At 65.3% G+C, this 23,284-nt stretch carries 19 protein-coding genes; 10 read left to right on the top strand and 9 right to left on the bottom strand.

The window, feature by feature from the left end:
- Positions 1-49 precede the first annotated feature (49 nt).
- The gene (gene rarD, locus AC25ND_RS14955; protein WP_486976412.1) at positions 50-937 is read left to right on the top strand and encodes an EamA family transporter RarD; all 888 of its coding nucleotides are present in this window, start codon (positions 50-52) and stop codon (positions 935-937) included.
- 248 nt (positions 938-1,185) lie between these two features.
- Here the strand turns inward: rarD and AC25ND_RS14950 are convergent, their stop codons facing one another.
- Complete coding sequence (locus AC25ND_RS14950) at positions 1,186-1,704, bottom strand: glycine cleavage system transcriptional repressor (RefSeq protein WP_028689075.1); 519 nt, start codon at positions 1,702-1,704, stop codon at positions 1,186-1,188.
- Between the two features lie 460 nt (positions 1,705-2,164).
- Between AC25ND_RS14950 and AC25ND_RS14945 the strand changes: the two genes are divergently transcribed.
- Positions 2,165-4,342 (top strand): malate synthase G, encoded by a 2,178-nt coding sequence (locus AC25ND_RS14945; RefSeq protein ID WP_182322267.1) that lies wholly within the window; start codon positions 2,165-2,167, stop codon positions 4,340-4,342.
- A gap of 78 nt (positions 4,343-4,420) precedes the next feature.
- Here the strand turns inward: AC25ND_RS14945 and AC25ND_RS14940 are convergent, their stop codons facing one another.
- Positions 4,421-4,870, bottom strand: a complete 450-nt coding sequence (locus AC25ND_RS14940; protein WP_028689077.1) for a response regulator — start codon at positions 4,868-4,870, stop codon at positions 4,421-4,423.
- 225 nt (positions 4,871-5,095) lie between these two features.
- Here AC25ND_RS14940 and AC25ND_RS14935 point away from each other — a divergent pair, with 225 nt between their 5' ends.
- The 8 genes from AC25ND_RS14935 to AC25ND_RS14900 all read left to right on the top strand — a co-directional run bounded on the left by AC25ND_RS14935 (position 5,096) and on the right by AC25ND_RS14900 (position 16,168).
- Positions 5,096-7,033: a putative nucleotidyltransferase substrate binding domain-containing protein gene (locus AC25ND_RS14935; protein ID WP_486976411.1), complete on the top strand. Its 1,938-nt coding sequence runs from the start codon at positions 5,096-5,098 to the stop codon at positions 7,031-7,033.
- Positions 7,030-7,740, top strand: a complete 711-nt coding sequence (locus AC25ND_RS14930) for a 3'-5' exonuclease (RefSeq protein WP_028689079.1) — start codon at positions 7,030-7,032, stop codon at positions 7,738-7,740. The genes AC25ND_RS14935 and AC25ND_RS14930 overlap by 4 nt, the downstream gene beginning before the upstream one ends.
- Positions 7,741-7,906: 166 nt before the next feature.
- On the top strand, positions 7,907-8,425 hold the full coding sequence (locus AC25ND_RS14925) for an RNA polymerase sigma factor (RefSeq protein ID WP_486976410.1): 519 nt from the start codon (positions 7,907-7,909) through the stop codon (positions 8,423-8,425).
- Positions 8,422-9,366, top strand: a complete 945-nt coding sequence (locus AC25ND_RS14920; RefSeq protein WP_486971933.1) for a FecR domain-containing protein — start codon at positions 8,422-8,424, stop codon at positions 9,364-9,366. Before AC25ND_RS14925 ends, AC25ND_RS14920 begins: the two co-directional genes overlap by 4 nt.
- A 149-nt stretch (positions 9,367-9,515) precedes the next feature.
- Positions 9,516-11,948: a TonB-dependent siderophore receptor gene (locus tag AC25ND_RS14915; protein WP_486976409.1), complete on the top strand. Its 2,433-nt coding sequence runs from the start codon at positions 9,516-9,518 to the stop codon at positions 11,946-11,948.
- Between the two features lie 74 nt (positions 11,949-12,022).
- Positions 12,023-13,135, top strand: a complete 1,113-nt coding sequence (locus tag AC25ND_RS14910) for a PepSY-associated TM helix domain-containing protein (RefSeq protein ID WP_028689083.1) — start codon at positions 12,023-12,025, stop codon at positions 13,133-13,135.
- Entirely contained in the window at positions 13,132-13,308 is a 177-nt protein-coding gene (locus AC25ND_RS14905; RefSeq protein WP_139121049.1) for a DUF4175 domain-containing protein, read from the top strand. Before AC25ND_RS14910 ends, AC25ND_RS14905 begins: the two co-directional genes overlap by 4 nt.
- A 73-nt stretch (positions 13,309-13,381) precedes the next feature.
- Complete coding sequence (locus tag AC25ND_RS14900; RefSeq protein ID WP_186594719.1) at positions 13,382-16,168, top strand: dermonecrotic toxin domain-containing protein; 2,787 nt, start codon at positions 13,382-13,384, stop codon at positions 16,166-16,168.
- On the opposite strand, the gene AC25ND_RS14895 is transcribed toward AC25ND_RS14900, so the two are convergent.
- From AC25ND_RS14895 to waaF, 7 genes are read right to left on the bottom strand one after another with little or no spacing between them, the layout of a single operon-like run.
- Positions 16,141-17,583: a lipopolysaccharide kinase InaA family protein gene (locus tag AC25ND_RS14895; protein WP_069016549.1), complete on the bottom strand. Its 1,443-nt coding sequence runs from the start codon at positions 17,581-17,583 to the stop codon at positions 16,141-16,143. The two genes, AC25ND_RS14900 and AC25ND_RS14895, sit on opposite strands and share 28 nt — an antisense overlap.
- A complete protein-coding gene (locus AC25ND_RS14890) occupies positions 17,583-18,335 on the bottom strand; it encodes a lipopolysaccharide kinase InaA family protein (protein WP_062575445.1) in 753 nt (250 codons plus the stop codon). The genes AC25ND_RS14895 and AC25ND_RS14890 overlap by 1 nt, the downstream gene beginning before the upstream one ends.
- Positions 18,332-19,066, bottom strand: coding sequence for a lipopolysaccharide kinase InaA family protein (locus AC25ND_RS14885; protein ID WP_028689087.1), 735 nt, complete (start codon positions 19,064-19,066; stop codon positions 18,332-18,334). Before AC25ND_RS14885 ends, AC25ND_RS14890 begins: the two co-directional genes overlap by 4 nt.
- Complete coding sequence (gene rfaP, locus AC25ND_RS14880; RefSeq protein WP_050703461.1) at positions 19,066-19,872, bottom strand: lipopolysaccharide core heptose(I) kinase RfaP; 807 nt, start codon at positions 19,870-19,872, stop codon at positions 19,066-19,068. The genes AC25ND_RS14885 and rfaP overlap by 1 nt, the downstream gene beginning before the upstream one ends.
- Positions 19,869-20,993, bottom strand: coding sequence for a glycosyltransferase family 4 protein (locus tag AC25ND_RS14875; protein WP_062362882.1), 1,125 nt, complete (start codon positions 20,991-20,993; stop codon positions 19,869-19,871). The genes rfaP and AC25ND_RS14875 overlap by 4 nt, the downstream gene beginning before the upstream one ends.
- A complete protein-coding gene (gene waaC, locus AC25ND_RS14870) occupies positions 20,993-22,051 on the bottom strand; it encodes a lipopolysaccharide heptosyltransferase I (RefSeq protein ID WP_028689090.1) in 1,059 nt (352 codons plus the stop codon). Before waaC ends, AC25ND_RS14875 begins: the two co-directional genes overlap by 1 nt.
- Positions 22,052-23,101, bottom strand: a complete 1,050-nt coding sequence (gene waaF / locus AC25ND_RS14865) for a lipopolysaccharide heptosyltransferase II (protein WP_028689091.1) — start codon at positions 23,099-23,101, stop codon at positions 22,052-22,054.
- Positions 23,102-23,284 lie beyond the last annotated feature (183 nt).

Below are 23,284 nucleotides of genomic sequence, written 5' to 3'. Positions count from 1 at the left end.
TGTCTACAATAGGCGTCGCTTTATTTAGCTACCTAAGCAAGGATTCTGCATGCACGCCGCCAACCCGCGCCGCGGGTACCTCCTGGGCCTTGGCGCCTACATCATCTGGGGCCTGTTCCCCCTGTACTTCAAAGCGATCCAGAGCGTTCCGGCGGTGGAAATCATCGTCCACCGCGTGCTCTGGTCGGCCCTGTTCGGCTCGCTCCTGCTGCTGGTGTGGAAGCACCCCGGCTGGTGGCGCGAACTGCGCGACAACCCGCGGCGCCTGGCGATCCTCGCTCTCAGCGGCACGCTGATCGCCGGCAACTGGCTGACCTACGTGTGGGCGGTGAACAACGGGCGCATGCTCGAGGCCAGCCTGGGCTACTACATCAACCCGCTGATCAACGTGCTGCTGGGCATGCTGCTGCTCGGCGAGCGCCTGCGCCGCCTGCAATGGCTGGCGGTCGCCTTGGCAGCCTTGGGCGTCGCCCAACAGGTGTGGCAGGTGGCCAGCCTGCCCTGGGTGTCGCTGGCCCTGGCGCTGTCGTTTGGCTTCTATGGCTTGATCCGCAAGCAGGCACCAGTGGCGGCGCTGCCAGGGCTGGTGGTCGAAACCTGGATGCTGGTGCCCATTGCCATCGGCTGGTTGCTGCTGCACCCGACGGCCAGCAGCGCCAGCCCTGAGTTCTTCGGCAGCAGAGAAGCGCTGTGGCTGATCGCCGCCGGCCCGGTGACACTGGTACCGCTGGTGTGTTTCAACGCCGCCGCACGCCACCTGCCCTACACAACACTGGGCTTCCTGCAGTACCTGGCACCGACCCTGGTGCTGCTGCAGGCGGTGCTGCTGTTCGACGAACACCTGTCGTCGAGCACATTGATGGCGTTCGCCTTTATCTGGGCGGGGCTGGCTGTCTACAGCGTCGATGCCTGGCTGAGTTTGCGCAAGCGCGCCTGATCAAAAAATGATCAGACTGCTGCAAGCCACGGATAACGTGGCCTGCAGCAAGCGCTCCAAAGGTTATCCACACCCTCGTCCCCGCCGTTTGTGCACAAGCCACTGAATAGTGGACATTTTTTGCTCAAATCTCGCCAGGCCTTGCTGTAACTGGCCTCCAGCGTAGCGCCCCCAGCTTATCCACAGGGGCTTCCCCGCAAAATCGGGATAACCACCTCAGGGCCGCTTCGCGCCCCGGCGATCTCGAATCACTCCTCCGGCCGCAACCGCAACTCCACCATCAGATCATCCGCCAGGCTCTCCAGCCGCGCCTGCAGATCCTCCAGCGACAAGGTCAACGGCAACGCCAGCAATGCATCGGCATGAAACAGCGGCTCGCTGCTCATCGGCGCCGGCCGGACCTCGGTACTCAGGCGCTCGACGTTCACCCCTTGCTCGGCCAGCAAGCGGGTGATATCACGGACGATACCCGGCCGGTCGTTGCCCACCAGCTCCATGGCGATCGGTTTCCAGGTGCAGGACGGCTCGATCCCGCTTTCGGCAATGAGTACACGGATGCCGTGGTCACCCAGTTTCTGCAGCGACTCGACCAGTTCGGCATAGTTCTCCGCCGGCACCGCCACCCGCAGGATCCCGGCGAACTGCCCAGCCATGCGCGACATGCGGCTTTCCAGCCAGTTGCCATTATGATCGGCGATGCACTGGGCGATACGCTCGACCTGCCCGGCCTTGTCCGGGGCGATCACGGTGAGTACGAGATGGTCCACGGGCCACTCCTTCATTCGTCTGCGAAGGCCGCCCCAGGCGACCGGAATACGGGGATCGAATCAGTATAGGCAAGGCGCGGCAACCTGCCGCAGGACAGTCATGGCAATCAATCGTGTACTGTTTCAAGATTTATCTGGAACAATCCACCTGTTTTTTGCGAACATGTCGTCTCCCAGCGTGACCCCATGCGACCAACCGGTCGCAGAGCGACGCTTTTAGTCTGATGTTCACCTGCCTGCTGCTTCATGTAGTATGCGTCGACGCGGACTACAAAACGTCGTTTCGATGTCTGCCAAGGCGCCTGTGAAAATACGCCAACCGCCCGCCGGCCCGTCTGGCGAGCCGCACCCAGCCGCCCCCGGAGCACGTGGGCACGCACTGGTGCCGTGTTTAGAGAAGCGCTACAGGCTTAATACAGAAGAGCGAAAGCGAAATAGCTGAGCAGAGGTGAGGCAAGCAATGACTGGATACGTTCAAGTCGGTGGCCTTCAGGTCGCCAAGGTCCTGTTCGACTTCGTCAACAACGAAGCCATTCCGGGGACCGGCATCAACGCCGAGCAGTTCTGGGCCGGTGCCGAGAAGATCATCAACGACCTCGCTCCCAAGAACAAAGCCCTGCTCGCCAAGCGCGACGAGCTGCAAGCGAAGATCGACGCCTGGCACCAGGCCCGCAAGGGCCAGGCCCACGATGCCGTGGCGTACAAGGCGTTCCTCGGGGAAATCGGCTACCTGCTGCCACAGGCCGAGGACTTCCAGGCCACCACCCAGAACGTCGATGAAGAAATTGCCGTCATGGCCGGCCCGCAACTGGTGGTGCCGGTGATGAACGCCCGCTTCGCCCTGAACGCCGCCAATGCTCGCTGGGGTTCGCTGTACGATGCCCTCTACGGCACCGACGTCATCAGCGACGAGGGCGGCGCCGAGAAAGGCCAGGGTTACAACAAGCTGCGCGGCGACAAGGTCATCGCCTTCGCCCGTGCCTTCCTCGACGAAGCCGCGCCACTGGCCGCCGGCTCCCACGTCGACTCCACCGGCTACCGCATCGAAGGCGGCAAGCTTGTTGTGGCCCTCAAGGGCGGCAGCAACAGCGGCCTGCGCGACGACGCCCAGCTGATCGGCTTCCATGGCGACGCCAAGGCACCGACCGCCGTGTTGCTCAAACACAACGGCCTGCACTTCGAAATCCAGGTCGATGCCAGCACCCCGGTCGGCAGCACCGACGCCGCCGGCGTGAAGGACATCCTGATGGAATCGGCGCTGACCACCATCATGGACTGCGAGGACTCGGTCGCCGCAGTCGACGCCGATGACAAAGTCATCGTCTACCGCAACTGGCTGGGCCTGATGAAAGGCGACCTGGCCGAAAACGTCAGCAAGGGTGGCAAGACCTTCACCCGCACCATGAACCCGGACCGCGAGTACGCCGCCCCCAATGGTGGCAGCGTCACCTTGCACGGACGCTCGCTGCTGTTCGTGCGCAACGTCGGTCACCTGATGACCAACCCGGCGATCCTCGACGCCCAGGGCAACGAAATCCCCGAAGGCATCCAGGATGGCCTGTTCACCAACCTGATCGCCCTGCACAACCTCAACGGCAACACCAGCCGCAAGAACACCCGCAGCGGCAGCGTGTACATCGTCAAGCCGAAGATGCACGGCCCGGAAGAAGTGGCCTTCGCCGCCGAGATCTTCAGCCGCGTCGAAGACCTGCTGGGCATGCCGCGCAACACCGTCAAGGTCGGCATCATGGACGAGGAGCGCCGCACCACGGTCAACCTCAAGTCCTGCATCAAGGCTGCCGCCGAACGTGTGGTGTTCATCAACACCGGCTTCCTCGACCGCACCGGTGACGAGATCCACACCTCCATGGAAGCCGGCGCCGTGGTGCGCAAGGGCGCCATGAAGAACGAGAAGTGGATCGGCGCCTACGAGAACAACAACGTCGACGTGGGCCTGGCCACTGGCCTGCAGGGCCGCGCGCAGATTGGCAAGGGCATGTGGGCCATGCCCGACCTGATGGCCGCCATGCTCGAGCAGAAGATCGCCCACCCGCTGGCCGGCGCCAACACCGCCTGGGTACCGTCGCCGACCGCCGCCACCCTGCACGCCCTGCACTACCACAAGGTCGATGTGCAGGCGCGCCAGCGCGAGCTGGCTTCGCGCACCCCGGCTTCGGTCGACGACATCCTGACCATCCCGCTGGCCGCCGACACCAACTGGTCGGCCGACGAGATCCGCAACGAGCTGGACAACAATGCCCAGGGCATTCTCGGCTACGTGGTGCGCTGGATCGACCAGGGCGTGGGTTGCTCGAAGGTGCCGGACATCAACGATGTCGGTTTGATGGAAGACCGCGCCACCCTGCGTATCTCGGCCCAGCTGCTGGCCAACTGGCTGCGCCATGGAGTGGTCACCCAGGAGCAGGTGCTGGAAAGCCTCAAGCGCATGGCCGCGGTGGTCGACAAGCAGAACGCGGGGGACGCCCTGTACCGCCCGATGGCGCCGAACTTCGATGACAACATCGCGTTCCAGGCCGCCGTGGAGCTGGTGGTCGAAGGCGCCAAGCAGCCGAACGGCTACACCGAGCCGGTGCTGCACCGTCGTCGTCGCGAGTTCAAGGCGCGTAACGGGGTGTAAGCCACCTGCAACGCATCGCGGGGCCAGCCCGCTCCCACGCCAGTCCAGCGTGGGAGCGGGCTGGCCCCGCGATCGTTTTCAGCCCTGATCCATTCTCAACTCACGTCGCACCAGCTCCAGGAGCTTCCCCAGGTCCACGGGCTTGAGCAGGAAATCCACCACCCCCAGGTGCATCACGTCCACCGCCTCTTTCACATCGGTGTCGCCGGACACCACGATGATCGACAGCGCCGCCCGCTCCGATTCGCGAACCTGGCGGATCAGCTCCAGGCCGTCCTTGGGCTCCATGCGCAGGTCGGTGATCATCAGGGCGATACGCGGCTCATAGTGCAGCTTCAACATCGCCTCCTGCGCACCGTCGGCCGTCATGCAGGCGATACCCCGGCTCTTCAGGTACAGGCTCAGCGCTTCGCTGTTCACCGGGTTGTCGTCCACCACCAGTACCACGGGCCTGGGCGCGACGGGTGCACTCACCACGGCCAACGCCTCTCGCTCGGCGTCGCTCAGGATGTCGTCATGCTCTGCCATGGTCGTCTCGTCAAAAAAACCCCGTTATTCAAGTTCAGACCGCAAAACCCCCGCATGCAAACTGCCTTTCGTCGGCTATTTGACACCCGAGACAAGCAGCGAAAAGTCCGTCGCGCCTTATAGACTTACGTCCAATGGGCACCGCAGAGCCGTCGTCCGACCATGGAGCCCTAGAACAACAAGGTCTGCGCTACATATGCAGACATACTTATCGCGGTCGGTTCCATGAGCAAAAAGGACGCCTACAGCCAGGCGGGCAGAACAGCAGTGCTGCAAAACATCCAGGGCACCCTGCAATTCCTGCAGCGTTTCCCGCCGTTCAACCAGATGGAACACAACCACCTGGCCTACCTGGTGGAGCAGTGCCAGCTGCGTTTCCACGCGGCCGGCGAAAGCATCATCAAGCCTGCCGACGGCCCGGTCGAGCACTTCTACATCGTCAAGCAGGGCCGTGTGGTCGGCGAGCGCCACCATGTCACCAAGCCGGGCACCGAGACCACCTTCGAGATCACCAGCGGCGAATGCTTCCCGTTGGCGGCGTTGCTCGGCGAGCGGGCCACCCGCACCGAGCACCTGGCCGGCGAGGACACCTTCTGCCTGCAACTGGACAAGGCCGCGTTCATCCGCGTGTTCTCCATGTCCGAGGTGTTCCGCGACTTCGCCCTGCGCGGGGTCAGCAGCCTGCTCGACCAGGTCAACCAGCAGGTGCGCCAGCGCGCCGTGGAAACCCTGGGCACCCAGTATTCGCTGAACACCCCGCTGGGCGAACTGGCGCTGCGCCACCCGGTGGTGTGCGCGCCGGACACACCGCTGCGCGAGGCCGTGGGGCTGATGCACGAGCAGCAGGTCGGCAGCATCGTCATCGTCGACGACCAGCGCCATCCCATCGGCATCTTCACCCTGCGCGACCTGCGCCAGGTGGTGGCCGACGCCAGTGCCGAGCTGACCGCGCCGATCGAACGCTACATGACCGCCCGGCCGTTCCACCTGAGCCCCCAGGCCAGCGCCTTCGATGCCGCCATGGCCATGACCGAGCGGCACATCGCCCACGTCTGCCTAGTGGACAACCAGCGCCTGTGCGGGGTGATCTCCGAACGCGATCTGTTCTCCCTGCAGCGTGTCGACCTGGTGCACCTGGCGCGCACCATCCGCCATGCGCCACGCCTGGACAGCCTGGTGTCGCTGCGCGGCGAGATCGGCCAGCTGGTCGAGCGCATGCTCGCCCACGGCGCGTCCTCGACCCAGATCACCCAGATCATCACCCTGCTCAATGACCATACCGTGTGCCGGGTGATCGAACTGGTCATCGCCGAGCGCGGCGACCCGGGCGCGCCATTCAGCTGGCTGTGCTTCGGCAGCGAAGGCCGCCGCGAGCAGACGCTGCACACCGACCAGGACAACGGCATTCTCTTCGAGGCCCGCGACGCCGCCGAGGCCGAGGCCATCCGAGCCCGGCTGCTGCCGCTGGCCCAGCAGATAAACCACAACCTGGCCCAGTGTGGATTCACCCTGTGCAAGGGCAATGTGATGGCCGGCAACCCCGAGCTGTGCCTCTCGCGCAGCGAGTGGACACGGCGCTTCGCCGGTTTCGTGCGCGAGGCGAGCCCCGAGAACCTGCTGGGCTCGAGCATCTACTTCGACCTGCGCGTGGTCTGGGGCGACGAGCAAGGCTGCGAACAGCTGCGCCAGGGCCTGCTGGAGCAGGTCGCCGACAATCGCATCTTCCAGCGCATGATGGCCGACAATGCCCTGCGCCAACGACCACCGGTCGGGCGCCTGCGCGAGTTCGTGCTGACCCGTCAGGGGGACGACAAGGCCGCCACCCTCGACCTCAAGGTGCAAGGCCTGACCCCGTTCGTCGATGGCGCCAGGCTGCTGGCCCTGGCCCATGGCATCAGCGCCTGCAACACCTTGGAGCGCCTGCGCCAGCTGATCGCCAAGGGCATCATCGACCCGCTTGACGGCGCCGCCTATGAAGAGGCCTACCACTTCATCCAGCAGACCCGCATGCAGCAGCACCAGCGCCAGACCCGAGAGAACCAGCCCTACTCCAACCGGCTCGACCCGGACAGCCTGAACCACCTGGACCGGCGCATCCTGCGCGAGTCGCTGCGCCAGGCCCAGCGCCTGCAAAGCAGCCTGGCGCTGCGGTACCAGCTGTGAACCTGTTCCCCTGGTGGCGCCCCGCCGCCCCCGAACTCACCGCCCCGCTGCGTCGTCGTCTGGCCCTGCTGCCAGGGCCGGCGCCACTGGGCGTTTGCTCGTTGCGTGAACAGCGCTGGGTGGTGCTGGACCTGGAGACCAGCGGCCTGAACCTCAATCGCGACCAGGTGCTGTCGATAGGCGCGGTGGCCATCGAGGACGGCGCCATCGCCCTAGGTCGCCCGTTCGAGCGCACCCTGCACCGGCCCGCGCAGAAGACCAACGCCAGCGTGCTGATCCACGGCCTGGGCCCCAGCGCCCTGGCCGCCGGCTGCGACCCGGCCGAGGCGCTGCTCGACCTGATGGACTTCATTGGCGACAGCCCGGTGCTGGCGTTCCACGCCCCGTTCGACCAGCGCATGCTGGCCCGGGCGCTGAAGGACAGCCTAGGCCTGCGCCTGCAGCATCCGTTCCTCGATGTGGCGGAGCTGGCGCCGATGCTCAACCCCGACACCGTGTTGCGTGAAGCCGGGCTGGACGACTGGATCGCCCGCTTCGGCCTTGAAGTCCAGGCCCGCCACCATGCCAGCGCCGATGCCCAGGTGACCGCGGAGCTGGCGCTGATCCTGTTCAGCCAGGCCCGGCGCCAGCAACTGGACAGCCCGTTGCAGCTAGAGCAGCGGGTGCGCCAGTGGCGGCGGCGCAAGGCGCACCATCACGGCCTCTGATCCATGCACGCTCCTACAGGAATTGCACATCACCTGAAGAGAACCGCAAAACGTTTGCGATTGCTGCCGGCAATCCGATAAGCGTCAATTGCGCCATCACCCCCGCCTCTGCCACAATCGCGAATAATTATCGTTAGTTAACGCATTCTTCCTCGGGGATCGCTTCTTGACGCCTGCGCACAGTCCACATGCCGAGCTGGTCGGAGCGCTGTATCGCGACCATCGCACCTGGCTGTTGGCCTGGTTGCAGCGCAGCACCACCTGCCGTCAGCGCGCCGAAGACCTGAGCCAGGACACCTTCGTGCGCCTGCTCGGTCGCGAGCGCCTGGACGCCCCCCGCGAACCCCGCGCCTTCCTGGTCGCCGTGGCCAAGGGCCTGTTGCTCGACCACTTCCGCCGCGCCGCCCTCGAGCAGGCCTACCTTGCGGAGCTGGCCCTGCTGCCCGAGGCCGAACACCCGTCGCCCGAGCAACAGCACCTGATCCTCGAGGATCTCAAGGCTATCGACCGCCTGTTGGGCAAGCTGTCGAGCAAGGCCCGCGCGGCCTTCCTGTACAGCCGCCTGGACGGCCTGGGCCACGCCGAAATCGCCGAGCGCCTCGGGGTGTCGGTGTCCCGCGTGCGCCAGTACCTCGCCCAAGGCCTGCGCCAGTGCTATGTCGCCCTCTACGGAGAACCGACATGAACCACGCCCCGGTCTCCAGCCAGGTGCTGGAAACGGCCATCGCCTGGAAGCTGTGCCTGGACGAAGGTAGCGGTACCCCGGACGAACGCAACGAATTCATGCGCTGGCACGCCGCCAACGAGGAACACGCCCGCGCCTGGCTGCAACTGGGCATGCTCGACCGGCGCGTCAACGCCGCCGCCGGCCCGGTACGCCACACCCTGCTGCAATCAAGGGCCGGGTTGCGCCAGCGCCTTGGCGGCCTGGCCGGCATGCTGCTACTCGGCGGGCTGCTTGCCTGGGCCGCAGCGCCGACCCTGTCGCCGACCTACTGGCTGGCCGACCAGCGCACCGGCACCGGCGAGATGCGCACCCTGCGCCTGGAGGACGGCACCTTGCTGAGCTTGAACAGCCGCAGCGCGGTGGATATCGACTTCCGGGGCGAGCAGCGGCTGATCGTGCTGCACCGCGGCGAGATCTCGGTGGAGACCGGCCACAAGGACAGCCGTCCACTGCTGGTGCGCACCGAGGATGGCCGCCTGCGCCCGCTGGGCACGCGCTTCCTGGTCAAGCGCGAGGAGGCCGGCACGCGCCTGGAGGTACTGCAGGCCTCGGTGGCCGCCAAGCCGCAGAACAGTGGCGACGAGCAGGTGCTGCGCGAAGGCCAGCAGGTGCTGATGAACGCAGACGGCCTGGGCCGGGTCGGCTCCGTGGCGGTCGGCAGCGATGCCTGGACCCGCGGCATGCTGGTGGTGGACAACGTGCGCCTGGCCGACCTGGTGGCAGCGCTCGGACAGTACCGCAGCGGCCACCTGGGTGTCAGCGACGAAGTCGCCGACCTGCGCGTGAGCGGCAGCTTCCCGCTGACCGACACCGACCTGGCCCTCGCCTCGCTGCAACCGGCGCTGCCGGTGAAGATCGAGCGGCGTACGCCGTGGTGGGTCACCGTTAGCGCCAAATAGCTTCAGCCACACTGCCCTTTGTGAAAGCCGGCTTGCCGGCTTCCAAAGGCTTCTGCAAATCAGTCGAAATTTTTTCAAAGCCCCCTGTCACTTTCCCAATCTCGCTCGGCAAGGAAGCAGTCAGCACTATTTCGTCGAGGAGCCGCTGCATGTCCCGTGCCGTTGATGCTTTGCTTCGCCCCAGCCTGATGGCCCTGGCCATCGGCCTGGCCGCCCCGTTGGTCAGCACCACCCTGTTCGCCGCCGAACAGGCCGCCCCGCGTGCCTACGACCTGCCCAGCGCGCCGCTGGCCAGCACCCTGAACCAGATCGCCAGCCAGGCCGGGATCGCCCTGGCGCTGGATCCGGCACTGGTCAGCGGACGCAATTCGGCACCCGTCAGTGGCCAGTACGACGCTGTCGGTGCCCTGCAGGCCGCGCTGCGCGGTACCGGCCTGCAGCTGCAGCAGAGCAGCGCCGGCAGCTACAGCCTGGTGGCAGTGAACGAAGGCAGCCTGGCGCTGCCGGAGACCAACATCAACGCCAGCAGCAGCTTCGAGAGCGCCTGGGGCCCGGTGGAAGGCTACACCGCCAAGCGCACCGCCGCCGGCACTAAGACCGACACAGCGCTGGTCGAGGTCCCACGCTCCATTTCCGTCGCCACCCGCCAGCAGATGAGCGACCGCGGCGTGCAAAGCCTGGATGACGCGGTGAAGTACATGCCGGGCATCGTCTCGGCCAGTTTCGGCAGCGATACCCGCTATGACTGGATGCGCGTGCGCGGCTTCGAACCGACCCAGTTCCTCGACGGCCTGCCCCTACCCCGCGGCGTGTATGCCAACCCGAAAGCTGAAACCTGGAACCTCGACCGCCTTGCGCTGCTGCGGGGCCCAGCCTCATCCGTGTATGGCCAGACCCCGCCCGGCGGTCTGCTCGACATGGTCAGCCGCCGCCCCCAGACCGAGAGCAGCCACGAGATTCAACTGCAGTACGGCAGCGACAACCACCGCCAGATCAACTTCGCCAGCACCGGCAAGCTCGACGAGCAGGGCCAGTTCCTCTATGGCGTCAGCGGCGTGGTACGCGACAGCGGCACGCAGATCGACCATATCGACAACAAGCGCTACAACATCGCCCCGAGCCTGACCTGGAACATCGACGAAGACACCTCGCTGACCTTCCTCAGCCAGTTCACCCGCGACGATACCGGTGCCACCAGCCAGTTCTACCCGATTCAAGGCACCAAGATCGACATGCCGTTCGGCAAGGTCTCCCGCCACAAGAACCTGGGTGACCCGGATTACGACTACTACGACCGCACCTATTACGCGCTGGGCTATGCCTTCGAGCATCGTTTCAACGATGTCTGGCAGTTCCGCCAGAATCTGCGTTACACCAAGTCGGAGCTTTCGTTCCAGACAATCACGGTCAGCAGCTACAACAAAGACTTTCCCCCGGTCACCGATGATGGCATTGCCAATCGCATGTCCACCAACACCGAGGAAAATATCGGCCAGTTCGCGGTCGACAACAACTTCCAGGCCGACTTCGCCACCGGTTCCGTCAGCCATACCGTGTTGATTGGCCTGGATCACCAGCGCACCAATCACGACTACCTGGCGATCTATGGTTTCGACTTACCGCCGATCGACGTCAACAACCCGGCCCATGGCCTGCCGATCACCCGCCCCGCTCGCTCCTCTGCCTATTACGATTACAACCAGAAGACGGTGCAGACCGGCCTCTATATCCAGGACCAGATGGCACTCGACAACTGGCGCCTGACCCTGGGCGGGCGACAGGACTGGGTCCACACCGGCACCAAGTTCTTCAACAAGGGTGATGCCACCAACACCCAGCGCGATAGCAAGTTCAGTGGCAACGCGGCGATCAGCTACGTCTTCGACTCCGGCCTGGTGCCCTACCTGTCCTATGCAGAATCCTTCCAGCCGGCCAGCAGCGCAGACGCGGACCCGCAGAAGACGTTCAAGCCGACCGAAGGCGAGCAATGGGAGCTGGGCATCAAGTACCAGCCACCGGGCTCCAACACCCTGCTCTCTGCCGCGGTGTACGACCTGACCCAGAAGAACGTCCAGGTCACCAACAACATCGGTGGCACACCGGTCACCAGCCAGACTGGCGAAGTGAAAGTCCACGGCCTGGAGCTGGAAGCCGTCTCCGACGTCACCGACAACCTGAAAGTGATCGCCGCCTACACCCTGGCCAAATCCGAAGTCCAGAAAGGGCCGTACAAAGGCAACCGCCTGCAACAAATGCCCAACCAGCAGGCCTCCCTGTGGACCGACTACACCTGGCATACCGGTGTGCTTGACGGCTTCGGCATTGGCCTGGGCGCACGCTACACCGGCAACCGCTACGGTGACGAAGCCAACACCTGGCTTGGCAAGAGCAAGGCCTACACAGTGTTCGACGCCGCCGTGCACTACGAACTGGGCCGCCTGGACAACAGCCTCAAGGGCGCCTCGGTGGCGATCAACGCCAGCAACCTGCTGAACAAGGACTACCTGTCCACCTGCGACGGCTACTACTGCTACTACGGCGACCAACGCAGTGTCGTCGCCAGCGCCACCTACAAGTTCTGAGTGGCCATCACGGGTCAAGCCTGTTCCTGCGGAGCGTGGGAGCGGCTTGACCTGCGATCGTGTAAGGAACCGTGATGAAAAGCCAAACCATCCGCCGCTGGTCAGCGATCCACACCTGGAGCAGCCTGGTCTGCACGCTGTTCCTGCTGCTGCTCGCCCTTACCGGCCTGCCGCTGATCTTCCACCATGAGCTGGAGCACTTGCTGGGCGACGCGCCGCAGCTGCGCGAGATGCCCGCAGGCACCCCACACCTGGACCTGCAGCAGCTGGTGCTCAAGGCCGAACAGCACCGCCCCGGCGAGGTGATGCAGTACTTCGGCTACGAAGAGGACGAGCCCAACGGCGTGGTGGCGATCATGGCCGCCACCGCCGGCACCCACCCCGACGATTCGCACACCTTCATGCTCGACGCGCGCACCGGCGAGGCCGTGGCCATGCCGGCGGCCAACGGCGGCTTCATGATGCTGATGCTGCGCCTGCACGTGGATATGTTCGCCGGGTTGCCCGGCAAGCTGCTGTTGGCGTTCATGGGGGTGCTGTTCATTGTCGCCATCGTCTCCGGTACCGTGCTCTACGCGCCGTTCATGCGTCGCCTGCGCTTCGCCACGGTCCGCCACGACAAGTCGCGGCGCCTGCGCTGGCTGGACCTGCACAACCTGATCGGCGTGGTCACCCTGACCTGGGCCCTGGTGGTCGGCATCACCGGGGTGATCAGCGCCCTGTCCGACCTGGTGATCGCCGCCTGGCGCAACGACAGCCTGGCGGCGATGGTCGCGCCCTACCGCGACGCACCGCCGCTCACCGAACGCGCCCCGGCCACGCAGTTGCTGAAGATCGCCGAACAGGCCGCGCCCGGCATGCGTCCTGACTTCATCGCCTTCCCCGGCACGCGCTTCTCCAGCGAGCACCACTATGCGGTGTTCATGAATGGCGCCACGAACCTGACCTCGCACCTGTTCACGCCGATCCTGATCGACGCGCGCACCCTCGAGGTGACGGCCGTGGGTGATCGTCCTTGGTACATGGATGCAATGGGCCTGTCCCAACCCCTGCATTTCGGTGACTACGGCGGCCGGCCAATGCAGATACTCTGGGCCTTGCTCGATGCACTGACCATCATTGTGCTCGTCAGCGGCCTGTATCTCTGGTGGAGCAAGCAGCGCAAACCACAGAGGACCAAACCGTGAGCCACCAGTCGCAGACTACCGGGCGTATTTTCGCATGGCCAAGCGTGATCGCGGCACTGAGCGCGGCAGGGCTGTTCGCAGCCTTGCTTGGCGACGGCGCCTGGGACGTCCTTTCATGGCTGGGGTTGGGCGTACCGGCGCTGCTGGGGTTTCGTGCTCTCCTGCGCAGATGAGGTAATCGGCTAACACGTCCGTCGCCGCCACGCACGCCAAGCTTCACCGCTTCATCACCTCGGAGCGGACTGCATGAGCCTGCAACATTTCCAATCTTTCGACCAACAGCTAGGTACCCTGCTCGCCTCGCCACCCTACCCTGATGCCTCGCTGGGCTGGCTTAACGCCCGCCAGCGTTTTTTTGCCAGCCTTTCCGGCTACTGGCTCGAAACGGGCAGCGGTGCAGAGAGTCGCCAGACTCGGTTGGTCGCATTGCTTCGCCTGCAATTGCTTGCCCAGGTCACCTTGCGTCTAGATGACCACACACTCGGCTCGAACCATGCCGAATTGCTCGAAACGTGTGTGCAGATGCCGTTGCCCTGGCAACGCCAACACCTGCCTGAGGCTCAACGACCGCAGGTCTATCGCCCACTGCTGGATATCGCCACCCCCCACTGGCGCAAATACCTGCCCGGCGTATTCGTGATCGTCGAAGGCGGTCCCGAGGGGGGCACGCCCGATCCCCGGCAAACCAGCAACCACGCTCTATTGTGCAGCCTGTCGCATGGCATAGAAGCGTTCGAAGACCTGGGGCAATTGCATGCCGAGCTGTGCGAGCGGCTCGACGACCCGCAGCAGAGCCGCGCACTGTTGCGGCATATCACCAGCAAAAGAGATCGCGACCTGGCCCGTAACGCAGAGCGCTTACGCTATGAATGGTTCAACGACGACCTGGTGCAGGCCCAGGCGCAATCCCTCATCGACGGACAACACGCCCGTCTGGTCCTGGTCTGGGAGAATGCGGCGCTACAAAGCCCGGTCGACTGGCCAACCCTGCGCGCACGCGTCGCCGAGGCTGGTGACCTGTTGCCCTGGGCCGACAGCCGGTCAGCCCTGCAAACCCGCTATGGGCTGTTGCTGGAAAGAAACTCACCCGCCTGGCTGAAGAACGCGTCTACGCAAGGCCTGACGCATATCATGCAGACCCTGCAGGAGCTGGTGATAGCCATCGACCAGGCGGCCGCACCAGGGATTCTGAACCATGAGCAATTTCTCGACGAGCATGACTTGAACGCCTGGACCTGCGGGCAACTGCGCGCTGCAATGCGTCATCAATACCAGTTCGATACCGATCCACTTGAGATCTACGTCAGCGTGACGCTGGCCCGGCAACAGGGACCGATGCTGCATCCAGGGCTCACCACCGGCTACGTACCCGTAGCCAGTCGCCGGCAAGTGGGCGACACGGTGGAACTGGTATCACGGACCTACCGTCTCGACCAGTTGGCCAGGCTCAACATCGGCTGGATCGACGTGGACTATTGGCTCACAGCACGCGTGCACCGCAAAGACGGCAGCCAAGTGCCGCAGATCACGCCGCGCCAGATCAAGCACATAATACGCACCCTGAACGTGGGCGAACGCTACAGCCAGTATTTGCGCACGCACCTGCTCGATTCACCCGCCGGGCAGTGGCGCCAAGCGTGCTTTGTCGCCATAAGCAGGGCGCGCATGCGTGCCGAAGCGGCCAAGGCGCGCTATGCCGGCCACTTTCTGGAGGACCCTTTTGAGCGTGGTTACACATGGACGAAAACGGCAATCGACCATCCGGACAGTAGACAACGCCCGAGCGGCAGTGTCCGTCAGTGGTTGATAAACAGCCACACGGTCCACGGCGTTTTGCTGGTGACACCCGATACCCCTGGCGTGCATCGTTTAGTTGTGTACACCCCCGACGCGCCGGACCGAAGATCCTGGCGGGAATTTCGCAACGCCCGGCATCTGCTCAGGACACTGCGCGACCAGCCCGCTCTGCGCGAGTATGTGAAGGACCGCGTGCCACTGGCCGACCGCGATGCGATCGAGCGCTGGTTGCTCAAGGGCGGGCTGGCGGCGCGGGTGAACACACCTCGGATCGTCGGGGATTTCCAGCAGGCCCGCTATCGGGCCGAAGTGAGCGCCGCACTCAGCGCAGTGGATTCAGCCACCAACACCAAGCTTGAACTGTTGGGAGAGATGAGCCTGCATGTGCTGTGGATCACGCTCGACCTGCTCAGCCTGGTATTGCCCAACCCCGCGCTCACCGCCTTGTCGTTCGGGCGAGCAGTGCTCTCGGTGCTGGACCTGGAGAAGTCTTGCCGTGAAGCAGACCGCATCGGCGTGCTCAAGCATATGGTCGAGGCCTTTACCCACACCAGCGACGGCATCAACAGCATAAACGGGTCTTCCGTGGTGCGTCGGGCGATCCGTGGCATGCCACCGACACCCGTGCTTAAACTGCCCCTGGAACTGGCCAAGCCTGTAGATACCAGCACATTGCGTTACCGGGTCGATGGCATTCACAAAGAGGGCATCTATGAACAACCTTCGCCTTACCCAGGGCTGACGTTCTACTTCATAAAGAACAGCGAAGAACGCACCTACCAGGTCTCGTACGATGGCTATCGCTGGCGGGTGATCGATCCGCGCAAACCGGACGCCTACACCAAGGTGCCAGTGAAACGACGCAAGGACGGCGAATGGGTCGTCGACTCACCGTTAGTGTGGCATGACGGCCTGCCAGACCTGCAGGCGCTGCTCGACAATTGCCGGCTCAGCTCAATCCCCGCTGGTGTCAAGCATGGCGAGGCGCTTGGGTTGTACCAAGGCAGCAACGGCCTGTACCTGCGGCTGGGCAGTCACGCGCTGCCACTGCGTCTGCACCTGCTGGACAACCACTATCACTTGATAATCGCAGGCCAACGCGAGCTCGGCGGTAACCCCTGGGCAATCCTGCGCTGGCACGAGCGACGATGGCAGATCCGCGTGCGCCAGACCGGACGCAGCAGCGAATGGCTCGAGCTGCCCCCGGTTTACTCCCCAAGCCTTGGAAGCAACTGATCGAGGCGCTGGTGCAACGCGCTGCCACTCGGCCAGTTGCGCAGCAGCCGCGCCCGGTCCCGGGCGAAGGCCGGGGCGAAGCTGAGCTGGGTGGCGTGCTGGCACATGGCGTCGAGGTCGATCAGCGACCATTGGCCGTCCTGCCAGAACAGGTTGTGGCCCTTGAAGTCGCCATGGCTGATACGCTCGCGGATCAGCTGCTGCATCACCCGTATCAAGGCCTCGACCTGCTCGTCGGGCGCCTCGCCGCTTTCCACGTAGGGTGCGAAGCATTCGATCAGGTCCGGCCCATCGGCGTACTCGGTCACCAGGTAGGCCGTGCTGCGCAGCCCCATCACCCGCTGCTCCAGCACCGCCAGGGGGCGAGGCGTGGCGATGTCGAGAAACGTCAGGCGATGGCCTTCGATCCACGAATGCCAAGCCCGGCTCGGGCGCCAGAAGCGCTTGAACCAGTGGGCGGTGTTCTTGATGTTGTAGCGCTTGAGCACCAACGTGCGCCCGGCTACCTCGATACGCGCCACGCTGGCCGCGCCACCGGTCTTGTACAGATGGCCCTGGTCGATCAGCGCATCGGCCTGCTCCAGCACCGGGCGCATCGCTTCGAGCTCGTTGCGGCAAATCGCCCGCAGCCCGGACAGGTTGCGCTCGACGCTGAACAGCGTGCATTCGCGGCCGGCCTTGTCCAGGTAGTCCTTCAGGCGCCAGGCGCGCACCTTGTCCACCTGCTTGTGCAGCGCTTCCAGCGGCAGCGCGTGCTCGGCATTGGCCAGCACGTAGTGCACCAGCGCTTCCTCGATGAACGGCTCCAGGCGCTTGGGCAACTGGGCGAAGAACACCCCGAGGTTCTCCAGCACGCGCTGGCGCGACAGTTGCTGGCCGGGCGTCTCGGCCTTGATGCCCGCGCCGTCGATCAGGTACAGCTGGCCATCCTGGCGCAGCAAGTTGTCCAGGTGCAGGTCTTCCTGCCACAGGCCCTTGGCGTGCATCTGCGCCACGGCGGTGAGGGCCTCGCCCAGCACCAGGTGCTGCTCGTCGGCCAGCATCGGCAGTTGCTCCACCCGGGCCCAGGCGTCGCCCAGGCTTTCGGCATGGTCGAGGTATTCGAACAACAGCCAGCCGCCCTCGCCTTCCTTGAGACCATCGGCCAGCAGGCGTGGAGTGGTCAGGCCTTGCTCGGCCATCAGCAGGGCGCCATCGCGCTCACGCTGGAAATGCCGGGCGGCATTGCCACCGACCAGCAACTTGGCCAGCACCTTGGTGCCACGCCAGATACCCGCGCCGACATAACGCTGGCCCGGCAGCACGCGCAACAGGCTGAGCAACTGCAGGTCGGCGCTGCCCGCGGCGTCGGCGAGGGTGACGGTCAGCGGCAGGCTCGGGCTGCGCCCGGCCGCCTTCAATTCGGACAGGCGCATCAGCGGGCCTCTTTGTGACGACGGCGTTGGGTCAGGCGTTGCAGCCAGGTGGATACCGGGGCGCTGTCCGCCGGCTGCTCCAGATAAGCCGCCAGCAGCACGCGCACATCGGCCTCGTCCCAGGCCCGGGCGCGGCGCAGCAACGGCTCGAGGTCCTTGACCCGGTCACGCATGCCAAACAGCAACGGACGGGTCTTTTCCAGGTCGATCAGCTGGGCCTGCCAGCCCTCGCGGCGCTCACGCAGGAAGATGTGCTTGGGGTAGAAGCAGCCGTGCATCTGCCCGGCGGCGTGCAGGGTTCGGGCCAGCCGTCCACAGGCCTGGAGGATCGCCTGGCGCTGCGACGCGTCCATCTGCGCCCAGCGGCCGAGCAGTTGCTCAAGGTCGGTCCACTCGTCCAGCGCCCGGGTCATGAGGATCGCCCGGTGCTCGCCACCCTGCTTGCGCTCGCCATAGAAGACCGCCTGCAGCGCGGGAATCTCAAGCTTCTGGTAGCGGCTGATGTTGCGAAACTCCCGGGCGAAGGTCGGCTCGCCAAAGGGCCGCTGCAGGCTGCGGGTGAAGTAGTCGCTCTGGCGCTTGAGGTAGAAACCCTTGCCCTCGAGCTCCAGGCGGAACACGCTGCTCCAGCCGCCACGGCCGGTATTGGGTTCGTCCACGGCATCCAGCTGCAGGGCCCACAGCGCCTCGAAGTCGCTCAGCCCGTGGCGTTGCAGCAGCGCCTGGTCGGCACTGGCCAGGTAATCGGTCATTCCCTTCCCTCGAAAAAGCCCAGCACCTGGCGAATGCGCTTCTTGTCACGGGCGTTCAGACGCGCGTGTCCGCGGTACTGCAGGTAGAAGCGCAGACGCTGGGTCGCCGACAGGTGGTACTTGGCCACCTTGTCCAGGCACGCCAAGTCCTTTATCAACCGGTGGCGCAGCATGAAGCCGCGCCAGAAATCGCCGGTCGGGCAGTCGATGAAGAATAGCGTGCCCTGGTCGTCGACCAGCAGGTTGCGCCATTTAAGGTCGTTATGGGCGAAGTGGTGATCGTGCATCACCCGAGTGTGACGTGCCAGCTGGCGGCTGACGTGATCGACCCAGGCGGCGTCGCGCAGGCGCGGATCATTGCGTTCGGCCAACGCCGAGAGGTCTTCGGTGCGCGGCAGCTCGCGGGTGATCATCGCCCCGCGGCCAAAGGCCAGGCCCTGGCGCTCGAGCCCCCAGGCGACCACATCGGCGGTGGGGATGCCCCACTTGGCGAACTGCTTGAGGTTCTGCCATTCGGCCTTGACCCTGGGTCGGCCCAGGTAGCGGCGCATGTGCTTGCCGGCGCCGGTGTAGCGCTTGACGTAGTAGTTGACGCCATCGCGCTCGATGCGGATGACCTCGCTCAGCGGGTCGCGGGTCAGGCGCTCGCCCTGGAGGGCGAACACCGCGTCGATACTGCCGAAATCGGCCGCCAGGTGCGCATACTCGGGCGCCAGGTTCCAGCTCGCCATCAGAGTGCGTCCCCGTAACGTTGCTTGCGGTCGTAGAGTTTCTGCGCCTTGCGCTCCAGCCAGGCGAGCAGCGCGGCTTCGTCCTTGAGCACCTGGCGCAACGGGCGCTGGAAGTAGCCGCGCAGAAAGCGCAGCTTGTCGCGGCGGGTCAGGCCGATGTCCAGGGCCGAGAAATACAGGGCGGCCAGGTCCTTGTCGCGCCAGCGACGGGTGATCTTCGCCCGGGTCTGGGCGCGGTGCAGGTCGATCACCGACAGTTTGAAGTCTTCCGGCGTCACCGGGCGGTCGGTGTGCAGCAGGAAGTGGCAGATGTAACAGTCGCGGTGGTTGACCCCGGCGCGGTGCATGCCGCCGGTCATCTTCGCCACTTCGGCGATCAGCGCGCGCTTCAGGCGCGGCGCTGGCGGCTGCTTGACCCAGTCGATGCTGAAGTCTTCCAGGCTGACAGTGGGCGCCAGCTCCTCGGTAACGATGAACGAGTGCTGGGTGGCCGGATTGCTGCCACGCTCGCCGTAGGCCACCGCGGTCATGGTCGGCACACCGGCTTCATGCAGGCGCTGGATGGCCCGCCATTCCTGGCCGGCGCCGAGCACCGGCAGCTTGGCGCTGAACAGGTTCTTGAAGATCTCGCCCCAGCCGATGCCGCGGTGGATCTTGACGAAGAAGCCCGCGCCATCGACCTCGGTGCGCAGGGTGCGGCGACCTTCCAGCTCGCGGTACACCTCGCCCTGCAGGGCCTCAACGGCCTCGAAGGGATCGCGCCCGGCCCACAGGCGCTTGAACGGTTCGGCCAGTATCAGCTTCATGCGGTCTCCTGACCGAGGATCACATCGGCAGCATGCTGCGGCATGCTGTACAGGTCGGCGGTCTCGGCGAAGGCCACACCGTTGTCCGACCAGGCCGCGCGGGCCCCGGCGTCTTCGAGCATGCGTTGCAGGTAGCGGTTCAACTGCTCCTGCTCGAACGGCTCGTCCAGCACCAGGCCGCTATCGGCCTCGGCGATGTAATGGGCATAGCCACAGACCTTGGACACCAGCACCGGCAACCCGGCGACCAGCGCTTCGAGCAGCACGGTCCCGGTGTTCTCGTTGTAGGCCGGGTGGATCAGCAGGTCGGCACCGAGCAGAAAACGCGGAATGTCGCTGCGGCCCTTGAGGAACTGCACCTGCTCGCCCAGGCCGAGCGCCGCGCTTTGCACCTGGAACAGCTTGGGGTCGTCCTGGCCGATGACCATCAGCTTGGTACGCTTGCGCAGGGCCGACGGCAACGCCGCCAGGGCCTTGAGGCTGCGGTCCACCCCCTTGGTCTTGAAGCCCGAGCCGATCTGCACCAGCAGCAATTCATCGTCGGCCAGGCCGAACTCCTGGCGGAAGTCGGCGCGAATGGTCGCGGCGTCGGCCGGGCGGCGGCGGTCCTGGGAGATGCCCGGCGGCAGCAGGTGGAAGCGCGCCTCGGGGGTGCCGTAGTGCTTGATGAATAGCGGCTGCTGCACCTCGGAAATCATCAGGATCTCGGTATGCGCATCCTTGGCGAACACCGCCCGCTCGTATTCAGCGAAATGGCGGTAACGGCCCCAGCGGCGGTACAGGCCGCCGCGCAGGGTCTGGGCCTTGTCCTCGAAACAGCCGTCGGCGGCGTAGTAGACGTCCAGGCCGGGCATCTTGTTGAAGCCGATCAGGCGATCGACCGGACGCTTGGCCAGGTCGGCTTCCATCCAGGCGCTGAGCTTCTCGTTGCGGCGGTGGTTGAACAGCGCCTTGACCGGCGCCACCAGCACCTCGAAGCCCGGCGGAATGTCACCTTCCCAGATCAGCGTGTACACGCGGATCTGGTGACCCCGCTTCTGGCACTCGAGGGCGATGCGCATGAAGTCGCGCTGCAGCCCGCCAAAGGGGAAATACTTGTAGAGCACAAAAGCCAGTTGCATCAACGAACATCCTCAGCCAGCAGCAGCGCGCTCAAGCGGCCCGCCACATGCTCGGGATTCAGGCGAGTGAAGCACAGCGGCCACTCGCGTTTGAGATCGAACCGGCGCAGGTCCTCGGCGCTCGGTTTGTAGGTGCACTTCTTCTGCAGGCACGGGGCGCAGGGGAAGTCGCTCGCCTGGTGGATCTGGGCGCGTCCGTAGGCGCCAGTCAGACCAGGGTTGGTGGGGCCGAACAGCGAGATGGTCGGCACATCCAGCGCGGCGGCCAGGTGGCCGAGGCCGGTGTCCACCGCCACGCAGGCCTTGGCCGCCGCCAGCACGCGGGCGACGCCGGCCAGGTTCAACTTGGGGAGCACCTGGCAGTTGTTCAAGCCTTGGGCAATGCGCTCGGCGCGGGCCTTTTCCGCCGGGTTGCCCCACGGCAGCATCACCTGCAGCTTGCGCCGGCCCATGCGCTCGGCCAGCTCGCGCCAGTAGGCCTCCGGCCAGTGCTTGGTGGCCCAGGTGGTGCCGTGCAGGAACACCACGTAGGGCGCGGCCGGCGGCAGTTGCAGGCGGTTGAGGTCCAGGCCGTAGTCGCCCAGCCCTTCCGGCAGGTCGTAGGCCAGGGCCAGGGCGAACAGCTGGCGCACGCGCTCCACGGCGTGCTGGCCGACGGCGACCGACAGGCGCCGGTCGTAGAAGCGGCTGGCCCAGCCCTCGCGGGCCGAGTAACGGTCCAGGCCGGCCACCGGCGCTTTCACATAGCGCGTCAGCCAGGCCGACTTGACCAGGCCCTGGGCATCGATCACCAGGTCGTACTTGTGTTCGCGCAGGCGTTGCTTGAACGCCTTCCATTCGCCGCTCTTGAGCGTCTGCCAGAGATTCTTGCGCCAGCGGCGTATCGCCACCGGGATCACCCGGTCGACCGCCGGATGCCAGCTGGGGATCTCGGCGAAGCCTTCTTCCACCACCCAGTCGAAACGGATGCCTGGGATGGCGTGGGCGGCGTCGGTGAGGGCCGGCAGGGTGTGGATGACATCGCCCAGCGACGAGGTCTTGATGATCAGTACCCGCACTCAGTCGACCTCGGCCACGGTATCGATCAGGTTCGGCCCGCCCAGGCCCTGCAGCGCGGCGATCACCTTGGCCGGCTCCAGCAGGCGCAGGCAGTTGTAGTGGCCGAAGCGGCAGGTGCGTTCGAAGCAGGGGCTGCACTCGATGCCGGTGCGCACCACCTCCACCTGGTCGGCCAGCGGCGGGGTGAAGCCCGGCGAGGTCGAGCCGTACACCGCCACCAGAGGGCGGTTGAGGGCGGCGGCCACATGCATCAGGCCCGAATCGTTGGACACCACCGCATCGGCACAGGACATCAGGTCGATGGCCTCGGCCAGGGAGGTTTCCCCCGCCAGGTTGCAGGATTCCTCGCGCAGCCCGGGGATCAACCGGTCGCGAATCTGCTCGCCCACCGGATGATCGTTCTTCGAGCCGAACAGCCACACCTGCCAGCCCTGGCGAATCATCGCGTCAGCCACTTCGGCGTAATGCTCGGCCGGCCAGCGCTTGGCCTCGCCGAACTCGGCGCCCGGGCACAGCGCCAGCACCGGGCGGTCCAGCGCCAGGCCGAACTTGGCCAGGGCCGCTTCGCGGCTCGCGGCTTCGATCTGCAGGCTCGGACGCGGGTAAGGCTTGGGCAACTCGGCATCCGGCGCGTAGGCCAGGGCCATGAAGCGCTCGATCATCAGCGGGTAGCGGGCCTTGTCCAGCTTGCGCACGTCGTTGAGCAGCAGGTAGCGCATCTCGCCGCGCCAGCCGGTGCGCTTGGGGATACCGGCGAAATACGGCACCAGCGCCGACTTGAGCGAGTTGGGCAGCAGGATCGCCTGGTCGTACTGGCCGGCCAGCGACTTGCCGATGCGCCGGCGCGTGGCCAGCTCCAGCGCGCCGTGGCCGAGCGGGAAGCTCAAGGCCTGGCGCACCTCGGGCATGCGTTCGAGGATCGGTCGGCTCCACTCAGGGGCCAGGACGTCGATCACGCAGTCGGGGTGCTGCTGTTTGAGGCACTGGAACAGGGTCTGCGCCATCACCATGTCGCCGACCCAGCTGGGGCCAATGATCAGTATTCTCATGCTTTATCCAGAAACATTCGGGGAGGCTGCAGGCTGCGCTACAACCTGGCCTCCCCTCTTTATATTCAGGCTATGTGGCGGACAGTGTACCACCGGTGGTGAGGCATGAACCTTTGGGGCTGCTTTGCAGCCCTTTCGCGACACAAGGCCGCTCCTACAGGGAACGCAATCCCTTGTAGGAGC

This window comes from Pseudomonas sp. P110(2024) (assembly GCF_057480795.1).
The sequence above is the reverse complement of the archived record's forward strand: the minus strand, read 5'-3'. Positions and strand labels throughout refer to the sequence as shown.